The organism is Mesorhizobium sp. M7A.F.Ca.US.006.01.1.1 (assembly GCF_003997935.1).
Lineage (GTDB): Bacteria > Pseudomonadota > Alphaproteobacteria > Rhizobiales > Rhizobiaceae > Mesorhizobium.
Genome location: NZ_RZQL01000157.1, coordinates 1 through 16,919, shown reverse-complemented (window position 1 = coordinate 16,919; position 16,919 = coordinate 1). Strand labels below are relative to the sequence as shown.

At 63.8% G+C, this 16,919-nt stretch carries 15 protein-coding genes and 1 riboswitch; of the genes, 6 read left to right on the top strand and 9 right to left on the bottom strand.

Translation table 11 applies throughout. The features are described 5' to 3' along the window. From EN943_RS24435 to fba, 3 genes are all read left to right on the top strand, one after another. Positions 1 to 639 (top strand): MFS transporter (locus EN943_RS24435; RefSeq protein WP_164778347.1); only part of this gene is annotated, 639 nt, incomplete at its 5' end. Between the two features lie 66 nt (positions 640 to 705). Further along, a riboswitch (FMN riboswitch) is annotated at positions 706 to 853 on the top strand. 77 nt (positions 854 to 930) lie between these two features. Further along, positions 931 to 1,404, top strand: coding sequence for a 6,7-dimethyl-8-ribityllumazine synthase (locus tag EN943_RS24430; protein WP_127414962.1), 474 nt, complete (start codon positions 931 to 933; stop codon positions 1,402 to 1,404). 163 nt (positions 1,405 to 1,567) lie between these two features. Further along, positions 1,568 to 2,632, top strand: a complete 1,065-nt coding sequence (gene fba, locus EN943_RS24425) for a class II fructose-bisphosphate aldolase (protein ID WP_013532928.1) — start codon at positions 1,568 to 1,570, stop codon at positions 2,630 to 2,632. A 57-nt stretch (positions 2,633 to 2,689) separates the two neighbouring features. Here the strand turns inward: fba and ftsZ are convergent, their stop codons facing one another. After that, the gene (gene ftsZ / locus EN943_RS24420; RefSeq protein ID WP_127414961.1) at positions 2,690 to 3,727 is read right to left on the bottom strand and encodes a cell division protein FtsZ; all 1,038 of its coding nucleotides are present in this window, start codon (positions 3,725 to 3,727) and stop codon (positions 2,690 to 2,692) included. A 485-nt stretch (positions 3,728 to 4,212) separates the two neighbouring features. On the opposite strand from ftsZ, the gene EN943_RS24415 reads away from it, so the two are divergent. Next, positions 4,213 to 5,568, top strand: a complete 1,356-nt coding sequence (locus tag EN943_RS24415) for a glutamine synthetase family protein (RefSeq protein ID WP_127414960.1) — start codon at positions 4,213 to 4,215, stop codon at positions 5,566 to 5,568. Positions 5,569 to 5,573: 5 nt separating this feature from the next. Here the strand turns inward: EN943_RS24415 and EN943_RS24410 are convergent, their stop codons facing one another. The 4 genes from EN943_RS24410 to EN943_RS24395 all read right to left on the bottom strand — a co-directional run bounded on the left by EN943_RS24410 (position 5,574) and on the right by EN943_RS24395 (position 9,466). Beyond that, entirely contained in the window at positions 5,574 to 6,371 is a 798-nt protein-coding gene (locus EN943_RS24410) for an amino acid racemase (protein WP_127414959.1), read from the bottom strand. Beyond that, positions 6,368 to 7,729 carry a cation:dicarboxylase symporter family transporter gene (locus EN943_RS24405; protein ID WP_127414958.1) on the bottom strand — a complete coding sequence of 454 codons (1,362 nt, stop codon included), beginning with the start codon at positions 7,727 to 7,729 and terminating at the stop codon, positions 6,368 to 6,370. Before EN943_RS24405 ends, EN943_RS24410 begins: the two co-directional genes overlap by 4 nt. A 2-nt stretch (positions 7,730 to 7,731) precedes the next feature. Next, positions 7,732 to 8,571: a transporter substrate-binding domain-containing protein gene (locus tag EN943_RS24400; protein ID WP_164778346.1), complete on the bottom strand. Its 840-nt coding sequence runs from the start codon at positions 8,569 to 8,571 to the stop codon at positions 7,732 to 7,734. Positions 8,572 to 8,776: 205 nt separating this feature from the next. Further along, complete coding sequence (locus tag EN943_RS24395; RefSeq protein ID WP_127414957.1) at positions 8,777 to 9,466, bottom strand: SDR family NAD(P)-dependent oxidoreductase; 690 nt, start codon at positions 9,464 to 9,466, stop codon at positions 8,777 to 8,779. A 355-nt stretch (positions 9,467 to 9,821) separates the two neighbouring features. On the opposite strand from EN943_RS24395, the gene EN943_RS24390 reads away from it, so the two are divergent. Continuing rightward, complete coding sequence (locus EN943_RS24390) at positions 9,822 to 10,937, top strand: anhydro-N-acetylmuramic acid kinase (RefSeq protein ID WP_127414956.1); 1,116 nt, start codon at positions 9,822 to 9,824, stop codon at positions 10,935 to 10,937. Here the strand turns inward: EN943_RS24390 and EN943_RS24385 are convergent, their stop codons facing one another. From EN943_RS24385 to EN943_RS24375, 3 genes are read right to left on the bottom strand one after another with little or no spacing between them, the layout of a single operon-like run. Beyond that, positions 10,938 to 11,363, bottom strand: a complete 426-nt coding sequence (locus tag EN943_RS24385) for a GNAT family N-acetyltransferase (RefSeq protein WP_127414955.1) — start codon at positions 11,361 to 11,363, stop codon at positions 10,938 to 10,940. Continuing rightward, on the bottom strand, positions 11,360 to 12,751 hold the full coding sequence (locus EN943_RS24380; protein WP_127414954.1) for a sigma-54 dependent transcriptional regulator: 1,392 nt from the start codon (positions 12,749 to 12,751) through the stop codon (positions 11,360 to 11,362). Before EN943_RS24380 ends, EN943_RS24385 begins: the two co-directional genes overlap by 4 nt. Then, positions 12,748 to 14,706: a sensor histidine kinase gene (locus tag EN943_RS24375; protein ID WP_127414953.1), complete on the bottom strand. Its 1,959-nt coding sequence runs from the start codon at positions 14,704 to 14,706 to the stop codon at positions 12,748 to 12,750. The genes EN943_RS24380 and EN943_RS24375 overlap by 4 nt, the downstream gene beginning before the upstream one ends. Before the next feature lie 167 nt (positions 14,707 to 14,873). Between EN943_RS24375 and EN943_RS24370 the strand changes: the two genes are divergently transcribed. Beyond that, a complete protein-coding gene (locus tag EN943_RS24370; RefSeq protein WP_127414952.1) occupies positions 14,874 to 16,202 on the top strand; it encodes a dicarboxylate/amino acid:cation symporter in 1,329 nt (442 codons plus the stop codon). Between the two features lie 69 nt (positions 16,203 to 16,271). Here the strand turns inward: EN943_RS24370 and EN943_RS24365 are convergent. Continuing rightward, the coding region (locus EN943_RS24365; protein ID WP_127414951.1) for an ROK family protein at positions 16,272 to 16,919 on the bottom strand (648 nt) is incomplete at its 5' end.

Below are 16,919 nucleotides of genomic sequence, written 5' to 3'. Positions count from 1 at the left end.
GTCGCAGTGCTTGCGGCCCTTGCATGGATGGGGCTGACAGTGACGTCGCTCAGCGACATCAGGAAGGCCGGACCGGCGCCCGCCCCGCTGGAAGCGCTCGGCATTCCCGGAATCCTGCCGCTGCTGGTCGCGTGCGCGGCCTTCATGACTTCGTTCTACGGCGTCTATGGCTATCTCGGCGACCATCTTCATGTCGGGCTTGGACGGCCGGTGAGCGCCAATGGCCTGGCGGCGCTTGCCTACGGCATAGGCTTCGGGACGGCTGCTCTGCTCGACGGCGTCATCGACAGACTGGGTGCGCGGCGCGTCATGCCGTTCGCCTATCTTCTGGTTGCCGTCGTCTACGTCGCGATGGCCGCGACGAGCGGCAGTTTCGGGCTGACCTTGACCATGGTGGCAATCTGGGGACTGGCCAATCATTTCGGCCTGAATGTCCTGGTGATGCGCCTGTCTGCACTCGATCCGTCGCGGCGCGGCACGATCATGGGCCTGAACAGTGCGGTGACTTACCTCGCTGTCTTCGTCGGCACCACCAGCTTCGGGCCGCTCTACTCCAGCTTTGGTTTTGCCACTTGCGCAATGGTCGCGGCATTGCTGATGCTGATCGCCGCATCGGCGGCGGCGTGGCGCATGCGGTAGTCGAACGTGCTTGGCCCAACCTTCTCACGGTTGACAGCAGCGCCCTGCCCTTTCATACAAAGCCGTTAATGTTCTCAGGGCGGGGTGAAAGTCCCCACCGGCGGTAAAGGTTTCGGCCTGAGCCCGCGAGCGCTTTCCGGCAAAATCGGAAAGGTCAGCAGATCCGGTGTGATTCCGGAGCCGACGGTTAAAGTCCGGATGGAAGAGAACGAAACGGAAGCCGGCCCGCTCTTCGCGGGCTTAATCCGTATCGTGCGTCCTGATTCTGGTTCGAAACGGAAGGATGGACCCATGAATCAGCATTCCCATAAAGACTACGAAAAGACTCGCATCGCCGTTATCCGCGCGCGCTGGCATGCCGACATCGTCGACCAGTGCGTGCAGGCCTTCGAGACGGAGCTGGCCGACATCGCAGGTGACCGCTTAGCCGTCGACATCTTCGATGTGCCGGGCGCCTATGAAATTCCCCTGCATGCCAAGACCCTGGCCGGGACCGGCCGCTATGCCGCGATCCTCGGCACCGCCTTTGTCGTCAATGGCGGCATCTACCGGCATGAATTCGTCGCCAGTGCTGTCATCGACGGCATGATGAACGTGCAGCTTTCGACCGGGGTGCCGGTGCTGTCGGCGGTGCTCACCCCGCACAACTACCACGACAGCGCCGAGCACCACCGCTTCTTCTTCGAGCACTTCACGGTCAAGGGCAAGGAAGCGGCGAACGCCTGTGTGCAACTCCTGGCGGCGCGGGAGTTGATCGCGGCTTAGGTTGCCAAAACGGCCGGATTTCAACCCTGCAACAAGAATTGCGATCGAGAAGAGCTCTGAAGGTTGCGGTCCCGTTGAAATCCCGCCAGAAGCATCAAGGGGCCGACCGGCAACCGGCCGGCCCGCGACGTTGCGCTTGAAACCAGATACGGGAGACTATTGGGTGGCTCGCATAACACTGAGACAATTGCTCGACCACGCTGCCGAATACGGCTACGGCGTGCCCGCTTTCAACATGAACAACATGGAACAGGGCCTTGCCATCATGGAGGCCGCCGAGGAGACCAAGTCGCCGGTCATCCTGCAGGCCAGCCGCGGCGCGCGCGCCTATGCCAATGACGTGGTGCTGGCCAAGCTGATCGACGCGCTGGTCGAAATCCATCCCGACATTCCGGTCTGCATGCATCTCGACCATGGCAACAACGAAGCCACCTGCGTCACCGCGATCCAGTACGGCTTCACCTCCGTCATGATGGACGGGTCGCTGAAGGAAGACGGCAAGACGCCGGCCGACTACGCCTACAATTCCGGCATCACCAAGCGGGTCGTCGACATGGCGCATTGGGGCGGCGTGTCCGTCGAAGGCGAGATCGGCGTGCTCGGCTCGCTGGAGAGCGGCGGCGGCGAGCAGGAGGACGGCCACGGCGTCGAAGGCGCCATCAGCCACGACCAGCTTTTGACCGATCCCGAACAAGCGGTCGAGTTCGTCAAGGACACCCATGTCGATGCGCTGGCGGTTGCCATGGGCACCAGCCACGGCGCCTACAAATTCTCGCGCAAGCCGGACGGCGCGGTGCTGGCCATGAACGTCATCGAGGAGATCCACCGCCGGCTGCCGAACATGCATCTGGTCATGCACGGATCGTCCTCGGTGCCCGAGGACCTGCAGGAGATCATCAACAAATATGGCGGCCAGATGAAGCCGACCTGGGGCGTGCCGGTCGAGGAAATCCAGCGCGGCATCAAACATGGCGTGCGCAAGATCAACATCGACACCGACAACCGCATGGCGCTGACTGGCGCCATCCGCAAGGTGCTGACCGAGAATCCAAGCGAGTTCGACCCGCGCAAATATTTGACGCCGGCCATGGCCGCCATGCGCAAGCTCTGCAAGGAGCGCTTCGAACAGTTCGGCACCGCCGGCAACGCGCAGAAGATCAAGCCGCTGCCGGTCGCGGAAATGGCCAAGCGCTATAAGTCGGGCAGTCTCGATCCGAAGTTCGGCTGAGCTGAACGCTGGTATTGAGGGCAGGAGCGCGGCAGCGCCCTGCCCGTTCGCCCAACCCTACTGAAGCGTTCGCGCTGGCGGCTGACCGGCGTGGTCGCGTGCGATGCCGGCTTCGGTATCCTCGGCACCAAAAGCACGGTCGAGGCCCGTCGCCACGACCGAGACCCTGAAGCGGCCTTCCATACCCTTGTCGAAGATCGCGCCGACGATGATGTCGGCGTCCTCGTAGACTTCTTCGCGGATGCGGGTGGCGGCCTCGTCGACCTCGAACAGGGTCATGTCCCTGCCGCCCGATATCGAGACCAGCACGCCCTTGGCGCCTTTCATCGACACTTCGTCGAGCAGCGGGTTGGCGATCGCGGCTTCGGCCGCCTTCATCGCCCGACCCTCGCCGGAGGCCTCACCGGTTCCCATCATGGCGCGGCCCATATCGCGCATCACCGATTTCACATCGGCGAAGTCGAGATTGATCAGGCCTTCCTTCACGATGAGGTCGGTGATGCAGCTGACGCCGGCATAGAGCACCCGATCGGCAATGACGAACGCATCGGCGAAAGTAGTCTTGGCATCGGCGATCCGGAACAGGTTCTGGTTCGGGATGACGATCACCGTGTCGGCGCTCTCGCGCAGCCGCTCGATGCCCTCTTCGGCCATCTGCATGCGGCGCCGGCCTTCAAAGGCGAACGGCTTGGTGACGACGCCAACCGTCAGGATGCCGGCCTTGCGCGCCGCCTGGGCGATGATCGGAGCCGCACCGGTTCCCGTGCCGCCGCCCATTCCAGCGGTGACGAAACACATATGCGTGCCGGCCAGATGGTCCATGATCTCGTCGAGCGATTCCTCGGCCGCGGCGCGGCCGATCTCGGGAAGCGATCCGGCGCCCAGTCCTTCGGTGACGTGGGCGCCAAGCTGGATCAGCCGCGTCGCCTTCGACATGGTCAGCGCCTGCGCGTCGGTGTTGGCGGCGATGAATTCGGTGCCCTGGAGCTGCTCGGCGATCATGTTGTTGACGGCATTGCCGCCGCCGCCGCCGACGCCGATCACGGTGATCTTGGGTCTCATCTCGGAGATTTCGGGCTTCTTGAACTCGGCCATGCCTGTGTCTCCTTCGCCAATTGCGCGCGCTTCACGACCCACCCGCAGACTGCTTTTTGGGCAGATTGCAATCGAGCGGCATGATGCGAATCAGTCCGTTGCGATGGGTACCCCAAAAAGCCAGACAGCGGCCAGAGGTGCAAGTGCATGCGAGGTCAAGATTTGTGATGACCGTTTTGCACAGCGTGGCTCGGGCGCTGCGCGCGCCAGATCTGACCGCAGCGAGCTCGCCGCTCCCGCCGATAGCGGCTGCGCGCTGGTTTACCGGCTCGTGCTTGGCTTTCCGCCCTCCAGCCTCTATGTTGCGACCGCAGATCGCGCAATTGGTTTTGAAATGCCTCCCGACATACCAGCTAGTGACTTGAAAAAATAAGGAAAAGCGCTTGGCGACAGCCACGTCTGTTTTCCTAAAACTCGCAAGCTATTTTTACCAGGGACGTGCGGCCAGTCAGGCTGCGGCACCTTCAAAAACCAGAGGTTATAAATTGAGCGATGCAATTGCGGACGTTTTGAACTGGCTTGAAAGCAGGACCGACATCCAGAGCCTGAGGGCGGCGGTGTGCGACCTCAACGGCATCATGCGCGGCAAGCGCATTCCCGTCGAGCAGGCAAGGAAGGCGCTGGAAGGCAAGCTGCGCATGCCTTATTCGCTGATCGGACTGGACGTCTGGGGCGAAGACATCGAAGGCAACAGCCTGGTTTTCTCGACCGGCGATGCCGATGGACTGTGCCAATGGACGGGGCGCGGCATTCTGCCGGTGGCCTGGACGGCGCATCCGACGGCACTTGTCCCGCTCTGGCTTGCCGACGAAAGCGGTGCGCCCTATCTCGGCGACCCGCGACGGGCGCTGGCCCGCATCCTCGATCGCTACAAGGCCCTGGGCCTGACCCCGGTCGCGGCAACGGAACTCGAATTCTATCTCGTCGATCCGCAATCGCAGCGGCCAGTCGGACCTGTCTCGCCGGTGACCGGACGTCGTCTCGATTCCGACGCGGCGCTGTCGATCGACGAGATCGACGATTTCGAATCCTTCATCCATGACGTCTACGAGGCTTGCCGGACACAAGGCATTCCCGTCGACACCGCCATCGCCGAGAACGGCGTCGGCCAGTTCGAGATCAATCTGAATCATGTTGCGGACGCCTTGCGGGCTGCTGACGATGCGGTGCTGTTCAAGCGCACGGTGAAGGGCATTGCCCGCAAGCACGGCTTTGCCGCCTGCTTCATGGCCAAGCCCTATGGCGACCGCGCGGGCAACGGCTTTCACGTTCATTTCAGCCTGGTCGACGGCGAAGGGCGCAATGTCTTCGACGACGGCACGGACCAGGGCTCGGAGACCATGCGCCATGCGGTCGGCGGCCTGCTTGCGGCAATGGCCGAGAGCACGCTGGTGTTCGCGCCGCACTTCAATTCCTACCGCAGGCTGCGCCCAAGATCCTATGCGCCGACCGCGGTCGCCTGGGGCTATGAGAACCGCATGGTCGCGATCCGCATTCCGGGCGGACCGACCGCTGCGCGCCGTATCGAGCATCGCGTTTCGGGAGCGGATGCCAATCCCTACCTGGTGCTTGCGGCCATATTGGGCGCCGCACTGACAGGCATTGAAAGACAGTTGTCGCCAGGCGATCCGATCGGCAGCGATGCCCAGGGACTTCCGCCGGCAAAGCTGCCGCCGGACTGGGCGTCCGCGATTGCCGCATTTGAAAGCGGGACACATGTGGCGGAGATCTTCCCGGCCATCCTGCGCGACTCCTTCGTTGCCTGCAAACGCCAGGAGTTGAACACGTTCGCGCTTAATGTCAGCGATTTCGAGATCGAGACATACCTCGAAAGCGTCTAGGCGGGCTAGGCCAGTACGGCCGAGCTGGCGCGCATCGATCGGTCATGTCCTGGCGGCCGCGATACGGTCGGCAGCCCTCGGGCTTCCTGCGCACCGAACCCTAATCGCGTCAGGCAGGCTCGCGCCAGAGCCGCATTGCTGTCGATGACGGCCAATCCATTCACGTCGTTGAGGCTGGCCGCCACCACCGACAGTTCGGTGCAGCCGAGCAGGGCGGCATCGGCGCCGGCCGCTTGCGCGATGTCGAGCGCGCGCTCGGTTTCAACCGCCGCATCCGCGATCGAACCTGCCTTGACGAGGCTGATCGCGCTGTCGACGCACGCCTGAAATTCGGGGTTCGCGGGAAGGCAGAGTTCAAATCCCGCCGCCGACATCCTGTCCTGATAGAAGCCGGAGACCAGCGTGCCTTGGGTGGCGAGAACAGCAACCCGGCCCCGCTCCAGGCTACGACGCGTCTCCGCCACCACGGCGTCGCCGATATGGATGATTTCCGCGCGCGAATTCGCCGCCAGTTGGTCGTACCAATGATGAGCGGTGTTGCATGGCATCGCGATGCAGGCGACGCCGAGCGTATTGAGCGTCGAGACCGCGGCTTTCAAAGGCGCCAGCGGGCCGTCATGGCCGGTAAGGATGGCTTCGGTCCTGTCGGGCAGCTGCGGTACGCTGAGGATCACGGCAGGCACATGCTCGTTGTCTCTGAACGCTTGGGTCATCCGGGTCAGCTTGAAGTAGAAGTCAGCCGATGCAAGCGGCCCGAGGCCGCCGATAATGCCGAGATGGGGACGGATGCTGTCGTCGATCATCTGGCAGGCTCGGCTTCGAGCTGTTCCGAGGCGGTTTCAGGCTGTGCCGCCTCCCTGTGGCTGGGAGCGATCATTGCCGTGCTCGCTGCGACGGTGCAGACGCTGGCCAGCGTCATGAACGTGTCCACGGCCGCATCCACCGCGACGAACAGGGCGAACGCCGCCTCGAAGGGAAGCTTCAGGTAGCCGCAGACGATGGACATCTGCGACAGGATGAGCAGGCTGCCCATGCCGCCGGTGGTGAGCGCGAGAAGCGCTGAGGTGATGCCGACGAGCACGAGGTCGGGGACTGCAAGCGGATGGCCGTAGAGCTGGGCGATGAACAGCGCACCCGAAGTGTAGAGCAGCGCCGGGCCTGTACGCAGCAATGCCGCCTGCAGCGGCACCAGCAGTTCCACGACCACCAGGCTGAACCGCAGGCGCTCGCTCAACAGGTTGATGACCCATGGCAGCGAAGCGACCGTAGAGCGTGTGGTGATGGCCACCATGAGAAGCGGCTGGCAGGTCTTGATCGTGGTCCAGTAGCTTCGTCGCGACCGGATGGCGATAATGGCAAAGGCCCCGGCAACGAACATGAGGCAGGAAAGACCCATCACCAGCAGGTAGCCGCCCATCAACGTGAGCGGCTTGGTTCCGGTGGACGCGGTCTGGTCCGCTATCAGGATGAAGGTTGCAAAGGGCAACCCCCAGATGAACCAGTTGGTGAGGACCGTGCAGGCCCGGTAGACCGCGTTGAGCGCCTGGGTCAGGCTCATGGACGAGGGCTGGGGAATCTTCCCCATCGCGAGCCCGAAAAGCAGGCAGAACAGCAAAACCTGAATGGTCTGGCCCGAAGCCAGTGCATTGAAGACGTTGTTCGGCACCAGGTCGAGCAGGATCGAATGCCCGCCATTGGGATCCCCATTGGAGGGCGGCGGCTGGAACGGGAAGGCGAGATCGGTGGATACGCTGCCTTGCGAATTGATGAACTCGCCAAGCTCGATGCGCGACTGGGGATTCTCGATCTGACCCGGCTGCAAGATCAGCGACAAGGTGCCACTCACCAGCACGCTCAGAAACGATACGACCAGCACGGCCATACCCACTTTGCCGAGGTAGCGGACCGATTTCGGATCCTGGACCATCGCCGTGATGGAGAAGATGACCGACGAGACCAAATAGGGCAGGACGACCATCTTGAGGAAATTCAGGTAGAGTTGTGCGACAGGGCTGATCGCATGGGCAAAGTCTGGATAGTAGAGGCCGCACAGTATCCCTGCAGCAATCATCGCAATCGTCGTCACCGGCGATCGCAAGATACGCCTTGCCGCGAGGCGCCAGTCGAAAGGCAGGGGTCCTGCTACGTCGGAGATGGCCATTGTCAGGCTTTGCTCCCCAGGCGATAACGGGCGATGATCTCGTCCGTGTTGAGAACCTGCTGACCCCGCGCGAGATCGAGATACAGATCGACAAAGGCTGCGAGATGCGGATTGTCCGGCCGCACGCCGACTGCGATCGTATCGACCTTGTCGGTCAGCGTGATGGAGCGCGCTACAACTGTCATCGACGGATCGTCGACCATCAGCTTCTTGATCTCGAAGTCATCGCGATAGGCCATGTCGATCGTCCCGTTTCGGATCGCGTCGATGATCAGATCCCAGCTTGCCAAGCGGTGGATTTGCGCATGCGGGAAAGTCGTGGCCGCATAGGTGGCGAATGAAGAGCCCTCGATCACGCCAAGATCGCCTGAGAAATCACGGACAATCTGTTCGGGCGGTTTGCCTTGCGCGATACGCGCCAGGTTGAGGCGGTTGGCGATCAGCCCTTGCCGCAGCATGGCGTAGGGCCGGGAATAGATGATCGACCGGCCGCGCTGAAGCGTCCGGCTGAGCTTGCCAATCGCCATGTCGGCCTGTCCGGAACTGACCTGTCTGACGATATCGTCGAACGTTGCGGCGGATCGGTCGAACACCGGCTCGACGCCAAGGGCCGCGGCGATGCCGTGGGCCAGTTCCATGTCTATGCCATCGTCCCCCGATCCGTCGGCCGGGAAGAACGGATTGGAAGCGAAGGCCGGCATTGCGATGCGCAATGCATCGCCGCTCGCGATAGGTTGAGGGGCGTTCTCCGCCTGCTGTCCCGGAGTGCTGGCTGCCCGGGCTTGCGAGATCAGCAACCCGCCGCTCCCGGCCGCAAGCAGTGTACGACGTGTAACCGGCATGCGCGTTCTCAATTAATCCGGGAAAGCCAGCAACATGCACAACCGACGTTAAACAAACGTATATATTACACTGGGCCTTTTTATGTATTGGACAAGCAGCTTAGCGCCACAAAATATGAGCATCACCTAATATATGAGGGATCGCGGAAGGATCGCGTTACTTCCCGCCGGCGATCATCTGGCCCTTAGGCGATCATCTGGATTGTCAAAACGTCTCTGCCCAGGGCCGCAGCTCAAGCTCCGAGCTCCAGGCGCTGCGATGCTGGCGATGGGTTGTGAGATAGGCCTCGGCGATGGCATCCGGCGACAGGCGGCGGTCCGGCCGGTCGGGATCGGCCACCTGTCCGGGCGGCTCGATCTGGCCGTCGATGATGAAATGCGCGACGTGGATGTTCTGCGGAGCGAGCTCGCGGGCCATGGACTGCGCCAGACCGCGCAGGCCGAATTTCGGCATGGCAAAGCCGGCCGAGCCGGAAAATCCCTTCACACTGGCAGTGGCGCCGGTGAACAGGATCGATCCGGAACCCCGGACAAGCAGCCGGCGCGCCGCCTGCTGGCCGACCAGGAAGCCGCCATAGGCGCCGACCAGCAATGCCTGTTTGACCGCTTCGGCATCGAGCTCGGCGACCGGGCCGCGCGTGCGCGCGCTGGCGGTGAACACTGCAAGCGCCAGCGGGCCGGCCTTGTCGGCGGTGTCGAACAGCCTGGCAACGGACGCAACGTCGGCGACATCCGTCTCGACGGCCAGCGCACCGGTCTCGTCGACCAGCGCGCTCAGCTTTTCGACGTTGCGGGCGGCCAGAACCACGCGAAAGCCTTCCCGGGTGAGAAGGCGCGCAAGTGAGGCGCTCAGACCAGCGCCTGCGCCTGCAATGACGGCCACATCGGATGTCATGATTTTTCTCTCCTTGCGGATTTCGGCGGAAGCGTTCGCCAGATCGGGCAAGGTCGCGCCTTCGGGGCTGACAGGCAAGAGGTGGCATCTCGGCGGTTGTTGAGCCAGACGGCTGCAGAACCGACGTTGCGCGGTCCAGCATCGCCTGTGGCGCTACGAAGGCCGTTCGGTCTTCGGCACCGAGACCGCTACTTCGACAGTGGCAAGGCTTGGACCTTCATCCGACCGATATTTTGACGGTAGAATCGTCAGGCTTCGCAAAGCTATCGGCGATCTCATCGATGGGGACTGGAGCATGGTCCCGAAAAGTGGGAAACGGTTTTCGGAAAAGATCATGCTCAACGAGGAAACGACTATGGAACCAATCTGGGCCGTCGGCCTGATGACCGGCACGGTGCTGGACGGCAACATCGACGTCGCGCTGATCAAGACCGATGGCGAGCAGATCGAGGATTTCGGCACCTATCGGCTGATGCCCTACCCCCCATCTATCCGCTCCCTGCTGGAAGAGACGCTGACGGAGGCGCGGGCGTGGAATTTCGTCGGGCCGGAGCCGACGATCTTCCGCACCGCGGAGCAAGCCCTGACGCGCGCGCAGTCGGCGGCCGTCAGGGAGTTGGTCGAAGGCTATGGCATGTCGATGGCCGATATCGGCATCGTCGGTTTTCACGGCCAGACCGTTCTGCATCGCGCGCCGCAGGTTGGGCGGCTGGGCCAGACCCGGCAGCTCGGCGACGGTGAGCTGATGCATGCCATACTGGGCACCAAGGTCGCATACGATTTCCGCTCGGCCGACATGCGTGCCGGCGGGCAAGGCGCGCCGCTGGCCGCGGTCTACCACACCGCGCTGATGCGCAGCGCCGGCGCCAATGGCGAGGTCGCCGTACTCAATCTCGGCGGCGTCGCCAACATCACCTGGTGGGATGGCGCCGACAATGTCGTCGCCTTCGACACCGGACCGGCCAACGCGCCGCTGAACGATTTCATCAAATCGAAAGGGCTCGGCGAGATGGACCGCGACGGCGCGCTTGGCCGTGCGGGTAAGGTGGACGAGGCCCGGCTGACCAAGCTGCTGCAGCACCCCTATCTCACCAAGCCCTACCCCAAATCGCTGGACCGTTTCGACTTCGGTGCCACGATGGCGGACGGCCTGGATGCCGAGGATGGTGCGGCGCTGCTGACCGCCTTCACCGCGGGCGCCGTCGGCAAGGCCCTCGACCTTCTGCCACACCGGCCGAAGAAACTGGTCGTCAGCGGCGGCGGTCGCCACAACCCAACCATGATGGCAATGCTGGCCGGCCGTGCCGGCGTCGAGGTGGTGCAGGCCGAAAGCCTCGGCTGGAGCGGCGATGCGGTCGAGGCGGAGTGTTTTGCCTTCCTCGCTGTGCGCGTGCTGCGCGGCCTGCCGATCAGTTTTCCGAGCACCACCGGCGCGCCGCAACCGATGCGCGGTGGAAAACTCGCGGGTTGATCAGCCAACCAATTTCTTTTGCAGAAAGATGCGGCTGCGGCTGACAGGGAAATCGGCAAGCGTTCCAAAGGTTTCGTAACCCTGGCGCTGATAGACCTTCGCCGCGTTCGGATTGAAGGTGTCGATCCAGGCGTTGTTGCAACCGCGCGCAACGGCTTCCTGTTCGGCCGCGTCCAGCATTGTGCCGGCCATGTGCTGGCCGCGCAGCCGCTCATCGACCCAGAGCCATTGCACATAAAGCCAGTCCCAGGCGGTGTAGCCAGAGATGCCGGCGACGACCGCGCCATCTTCGTCGCGCACGAACACCGCAAGCGCTTGCCTCTCGGATGTGCCGACATCGCCGTCGTTGAACGCTGTCAGGCGTTCGCTCAGATAGGTGAGGTCTTCAGGACGGGGATTTGCCGTCGTTTCAAGTGTCGTGTTCATCGCTTTTCCGAGATGTGTTGCGGATCCGCATCGCCGCCGTTGCGAAATTCGGACGCGGCAATGCCGTAGCGCTTGAGCTTGTCATAAAAGGTCTTGCGCGGCACGCCGAGCGCGTCGATGGCGCCGCGCACGTCGCCGCCGTGGTCGCGCAGCGCACCGCGGATCAGTTGCGCCTCATAGTGGCCGACCCGTTCGGGCAGTGTTGCCTCTGGCTCTGGCGCGTGCGCGGAGACCGCCCTCACCTCATCGTCCGGGCCGAGACCGAGTGCGACGCGATCGGCGAAATGGGCGAGCTCGCGTACATTGCCCGGCCAGTCATGCGACTGGAGATGATCGCTGACGGCTGCATTCACCTTGGCGACAGGCCGGCCAAACCGTTCGGCCGCCTTGCCGAGGAAATGCCCGAACAACATCGGGATGTCGCCGCGGCGTTCGCGCAGCGGCGGAATGCGCAGCGTCACCACGTTGAGGCGAAAATACAGATCCTCGCGAAAATCGCCGCGCTGGTCCGGCCGCCCGAGATCGATCTTGGTCGCCGCGACGACCCTGAGATCGATGCGCCGGATCTCGTTCGAGCCAAGCGGCGTGAGGCTGCGCGTTTCGAGCACCCGCAGCAGCTTGACCTGGAGCGCAGGCGGCATGGATTCGATCTCGTCGAGAAACAGCGTGCCGCCGCTCGAATGCTCGATGCTGCCGATCCGCCGCCGCTGCGCGCCGGTGAACGCGCCCGCCTCATGGCCGAACAGTTCGCTTTCGATGACTGTCTCCGGGAGGGCGCCGCAATTCAACGCCACGAAGGGTTTTGCGCGCCGCCGCCCCCATCTGTGCAGGAGATCCGCCACCACTTCCTTGCCGGTCCCGGTCTCTCCCTCGACCAGCACATCGACATCCATGTCGGCGATCTGGCGCAAGGTCTCGCGCAACCGTTTGATGACAGGCGCCTCGCCGATCAGCGGCAGGCCGTCGGCGGCCAGTGCCGCGGCTTCGCGCAGCCGCCGGTTTTCCATCACCAGCCGCCGCTTTTCCGAAGCCCGTTTCAGCGCCTCGACAAGGCGGTCTCCCGCATAGGGTTTCGGGATGAAATCGTAGACGCCGTCCTTGAGCGCGGCGACCGCAAGATCGACGTCGCCATGGCCGGTGACCAGGATCACCGGTATATCCGGATCGATCGCCTTGATGCGATCGAACAGCTGCAGCCCGTTCATGCCCGGCATTCGAATGTCGCTGACCACCACGCCTTCAAAGGTCCTGTCGACGACGGCTAGCGCTGCCTCGGCGGCGCTGAATGCGACCACGGTGAAGCCGGCAAGCTCGAGCAACTGCGTGGTGGCGTGAAGCAGGTCCGCATCGTCGTCGACGAGCGCCACCAGCCCTGATCCCTCGTTCATTCAATTCGCCTCAGATCGATGGTGAAGGATGCGCCGCCGCCATTGCCGGGATCGAGCCGCAGCGTGCCGCCCAATTCCTGGGCAATCTCCTGCGAGATCACCAGCCCGAGGCCAAGCCCCTTCTCCTTGGTGGTCTGGAACGGCATGAACAGATTGCCGGCTGCTTCCGGGCCGAGACCTGGGCCATTGTCGCGCACCGAAATCAGCACCCTGTCGTCGTGCTCGGCAAGCTCGATCTCGATGCGAGGATCGGACTGGTCCTTCATCGCGTCCAGCGCGTTCTGCAAAAGGTTGACGAGTATCTGCTCCAGCCGGATGCGACTGGCCATGACCACCGGTGAGGCATTGCCGCGCGGCTTGACGATGCTAACGCCGGAATCGCGGATGCGGCCCGACAGCAGCGACAGCGCGCCATCAATCGCCTCGCGCACCGGCAGCGGCGAAGCGGCAACGCCCGGCCGGCGGGCGAAGGTGCGCAAGGTGCCGGTGATCGAGCCGATGCGCTCGGTCATCGACACGATCGACGTCAGGTTACCGCTTGCCGGTCCGGTCTTGCCGCTGTCGAGAAAGCGGCCGGCATTCTCGGCGTAGGTGCGGATGGCAGCGACCGGCTGGTTGATCTCATGCGCCACGCCGGCCGCGATCTGGCCGAGAATGGAAAGCCGGTTGGCCTGGGCGAGGTCGTCGCGCAGTCGACGGACCTTGGCTTCGGCATTCTCGCGCTCGGCGATTTCGCCGGCAAGTGCGGTGTTGGAGCGTGTCAACTCGGCCGTTCGCGTGCTGACCCGACTTTCCAGTTCGACATTCATGCGCGCCAGCGCTTCCTGCCTCAGCCTGCGCGTTCGCCGGCGCCGGGTCAGCACGTAGGCAAGCAGGCCCGTCAGCAGCAGACCGAGCAGCGTGGTAAGCCGCGCTGTGTTGGCGGCGGAAGAGAGGGCAGCGTCGGCGGGCGTCAGCAGCCACAGACGCCAGCCCGGGACTGCACCGGGCAAATCCTGCACCACCTCGACGAACTGGCGTGGTTTTCCCGCGTTGTCGATCGTCGCCAGGCCGTCACCAGCGCCGCGGCGGATCGACAGCGGCTCGAAGCCTGCATCGGCCAATTGGAGCTGCTCGTGGGCTGCGGCGGCGTCCTCGGCCGACAGTGGCGCCAGCGCACGGAACCGCCAGTCGGGCTGGCTGGTAGCCAGCACCACGCCGCGTTCATCAGTGATGAACACAAGGAAACCGCTGGAACGCCAATTGGCTTCGACGCCGTCGAGTTCGACCTTCAGCACCGCAACGCCAAGCGGCTTGCCGCCATCGTCGACGCGGCTGGCAAGGTACAGCCCCGGTCTGCCGCTGATTGTGCCGAGGCCATACTGGCTGGCAGCACCCTTCGCCATCGCCTCCTGGAAATAGTGCCGAAAATTGTAGTCGATGCCGACAAAGCTCGCCGGTTCGTCGGCGTTGCTGGCTGATATGGCGATGCCTGCCGTATCGATGATGTAGATGGCGGATGCCGAGGCATCGCCGGCAATCGCCTTGAGCTTGTCGTTGAGGGCCTTTTCTTTCATTTTTCCGGCCCGGCGCAGAGCGCCGCGCACCGCGTCGTCTCGGGCCAACACCAAGGGAACCAGGCGCTGCTTTTCGATTTCGCCGGTCAGGGTTCCCGCCGCCAGCGGCAGCGCGGCGAGTGCTGTCTCGCGCAGATTATCGGCCGCCTGGCCGGAGGCGATGCGCCCGGCAATGGCGATCGCGCCGGCCAGAAAGGCAAGGGCGACGACCACGACAACCCAGCGGCCATCGCGCAGCCGGGCCACCGCCTCGCGCAGCAACTCTAGGCCGGCAAATCCAGGGGATTCGCTATCGGTGCCTGCTTGCAGCGTCTGCCCTCTCCTTGTTGCTCGCAGTCTTGCGGCCAGTGTAATGCGAAAATCCGCCCAGGCAAACGCCGCCTGTGCGGAAATCCGCACAGGCATTCGCCGCATGGCTTCGAGCAAAGGCGGAAATCCCGTGGTTCCGGCCTTTCCGCGAACTGGCACAGCGCTTGCAAAACTCCCTGGCAGCGGCGTGCGACCGGAGCGCCGCGATGGGAGAAGTCACGCAGGGCGCTCCGCCCTATCCGGCCAGGGAGAGTTCGATGCACATAGCAGACCAATCAGGCGCGCTTGCCGCGCAGCGCAAACCTTTCTATGCCCAACTCTACGTGCAGGTGCTCGTCGCGATCACCGTCGGCATCCTGCTCGGCCATTTCTATCCGTCGGTCGGCGAGAGCATGAAGCCGCTCGGCGACGCCTTCATCAAGCTGGTCAAGATGATCATCGCCCCGGTCATCTTCCTGACCGTTACGACGGGCATTGCCGGCATGAGCGACCTGCAGAAGGTCGGGCGTGTCGCCGGCAAGGCGATGCTCTATTTCCTCACTTTCTCGACGTTGGCGCTGATCATCGGCCTTGTCGTCGCCAATGTCGTGCAGCCGGGCGCCGGCTTCAACATCGACCCGGCGACGCTCGATGCCTCGACCGTCAACACCTACGCCGCCAAGGCGCACGACCAGTCGGTCACCGGCTTCCTGATGAACATCATCCCGTCGACCATCGTCGGCGCCTTCGCCGACGGCGACATCCTGCAGGTGCTGTTCTTCTCGGTGCTGTTCGGCATTGCGCTTGCGCTGGTCGGCGACAAGGGCACGCCCGTCCTCAATTTCCTGCAGGCGCTGACGACACCGATCTTCAAGCTGGTCAGCGTGCTGATGAAGGCCGCCCCCATCGGCGCCTTCGGCGCCATGGCCTTCACCATCGGCAAATACGGCATCGGCGCGGTCATCAACCTCGCCATGCTGGTCGGCACCTTCTACGTGACGTCGTTCCTGTTCGTGTTCATCGTGCTGGGTGCGGTCTGCCGCTACAACGGCTTCTCCATCCTGGCTCTGATCCGCTACATCAAGGAAGAGCTGCTGCTGGTGCTGGGCACCTCCTCGTCGGAAGCCGCCCTGCCCTCGCTGATGGAAAAGATGGAGAAGGCTGGCGCCAAGCGCTCGGTGGTCGGTCTGGTCATTCCGACCGGCTATTCCTTCAACCTCGACGGCACCAACATCTACATGACGCTGGCGGCGCTGTTCATCGCGCAGGCCACCAACATCCACCTGTCGATCGGTGACCAGATCCTGCTGCTGCTGGTTGCCATGCTCTCGTCGAAGGGTGCTGCCGGCATCACCGGAGCGGGCTTCATCACCCTTGCCGCCACGCTGTCGGTCGTTCCCGCGGTTCCAGTCGCCGGCATGGCGCTGATCCTCGGCGTCGACCGCTTCATGTCGGAGTGCCGGGCGCTGACAAATTTCATCGGCAATGCCGTCGCCACTCTGGTGGTGGCACGCTGGGAAGGCGAACTCGACGAGGCCAAGCTGGCGAGGGCGCTGGCGGGCACGGCTGACGAGAGCCTGCCGGCTGATATCGTTCCCGCCGAGTAATCACGCGCGGTCAATGCGCAAAAGGCCGGAGGCATGCTGCCTCCGGCCTTTATCATGCAAGTCGCAACGTCAGACGGTGCCGGTCTTGCTCAGCGGCGTGTCCGGAAATGTGCTTGGACCGACAGGCCTGCGGGCTGCCAAAGTGCCCCCGTCGTCGAACAGGACAAGGCTGGCGGCGCCGACCAGCCCGGCATGGCGGCCGAGCTGGGCTGGAACGACCGGTACATCGCGATAGGCGCGCATGGCCCGCTGCCTGATGGTCGCCTCGATGGTCGGCAGCATCAGGTCGAGCCCATTGGCAATGCCGCCGCCGACGACCAGCACATCGGGCGAATAGAGATGCAAGAGGTTGGTGAAGCCGACACCCAGCCAGCGCGCTTCTTCCTCGAGCAAGGCCAAGGCAAGAGCGTCGCTCAGCCGTGCCGCCTCGACGACATGGCGGCCGGTCACCTCCGCATCCGCTGACAGGCGTCGCAAGGTCGAGCCGTCTCCGGCTGCCGTCGCGGCGGTGGCGCGGCGGCCGAGCGCGGTTCCCGAAGCGATGGCCTCGAAGCAGCCGATGACGCCGCACACGCAACGCTCGCCCTCATTGGTGATGGTCATGTGACCGATCTCGGCGGCAAGGCCACGGCGGCCATGCAGGATGCGCCCATCGACGACGACACCGCCGCCGATGCCGGTCGACACCGTGACAAAGACGAGCGAGCGAGCGCCATG

Excerpts from the sequence above, each read along its gene's own strand:
- EN943_RS24400 (WP_164778346.1), bottom strand. The coding sequence starts at position 8,571 with ATGCCGGTTACACGTCGTACACTGCTTGCGGCCGGGAGCGGCGGGTTG.
- EN943_RS24390 (WP_127414956.1), top strand. The coding sequence starts at position 9,822 with ATGGAACCAATCTGGGCCGTCGGCCTGATGACCGGCACGGTGCTGGAC.
- EN943_RS24410 (WP_127414959.1), bottom strand. The coding sequence starts at position 6,371 with ATGATCGACGACAGCATCCGTCCCCATCTCGGCATTATCGGCGGCCTC.
- EN943_RS24370 (WP_127414952.1), top strand. The coding sequence starts at position 14,874 with ATGCACATAGCAGACCAATCAGGCGCGCTTGCCGCGCAGCGCAAACCT.
- EN943_RS24405 (WP_127414958.1), bottom strand. The coding sequence starts at position 7,729 with ATGGCCATCTCCGACGTAGCAGGACCCCTGCCTTTCGACTGGCGCCTC.
- EN943_RS24380 (WP_127414954.1), bottom strand. The coding sequence starts at position 12,751 with ATGAACGAGGGATCAGGGCTGGTGGCGCTCGTCGACGACGATGCGGAC.
- EN943_RS24430 (WP_127414962.1), top strand. The coding sequence starts at position 931 with ATGAATCAGCATTCCCATAAAGACTACGAAAAGACTCGCATCGCCGTT.
- EN943_RS24395 (WP_127414957.1), bottom strand. The coding sequence starts at position 9,466 with ATGACATCCGATGTGGCCGTCATTGCAGGCGCAGGCGCTGGTCTGAGC.
- ftsZ (WP_127414961.1), bottom strand. The coding sequence starts at position 3,727 with ATGGCCGAGTTCAAGAAGCCCGAAATCTCCGAGATGAGACCCAAGATC.
- EN943_RS24385 (WP_127414955.1), bottom strand. The coding sequence starts at position 11,363 with ATGAACACGACACTTGAAACGACGGCAAATCCCCGTCCTGAAGACCTC.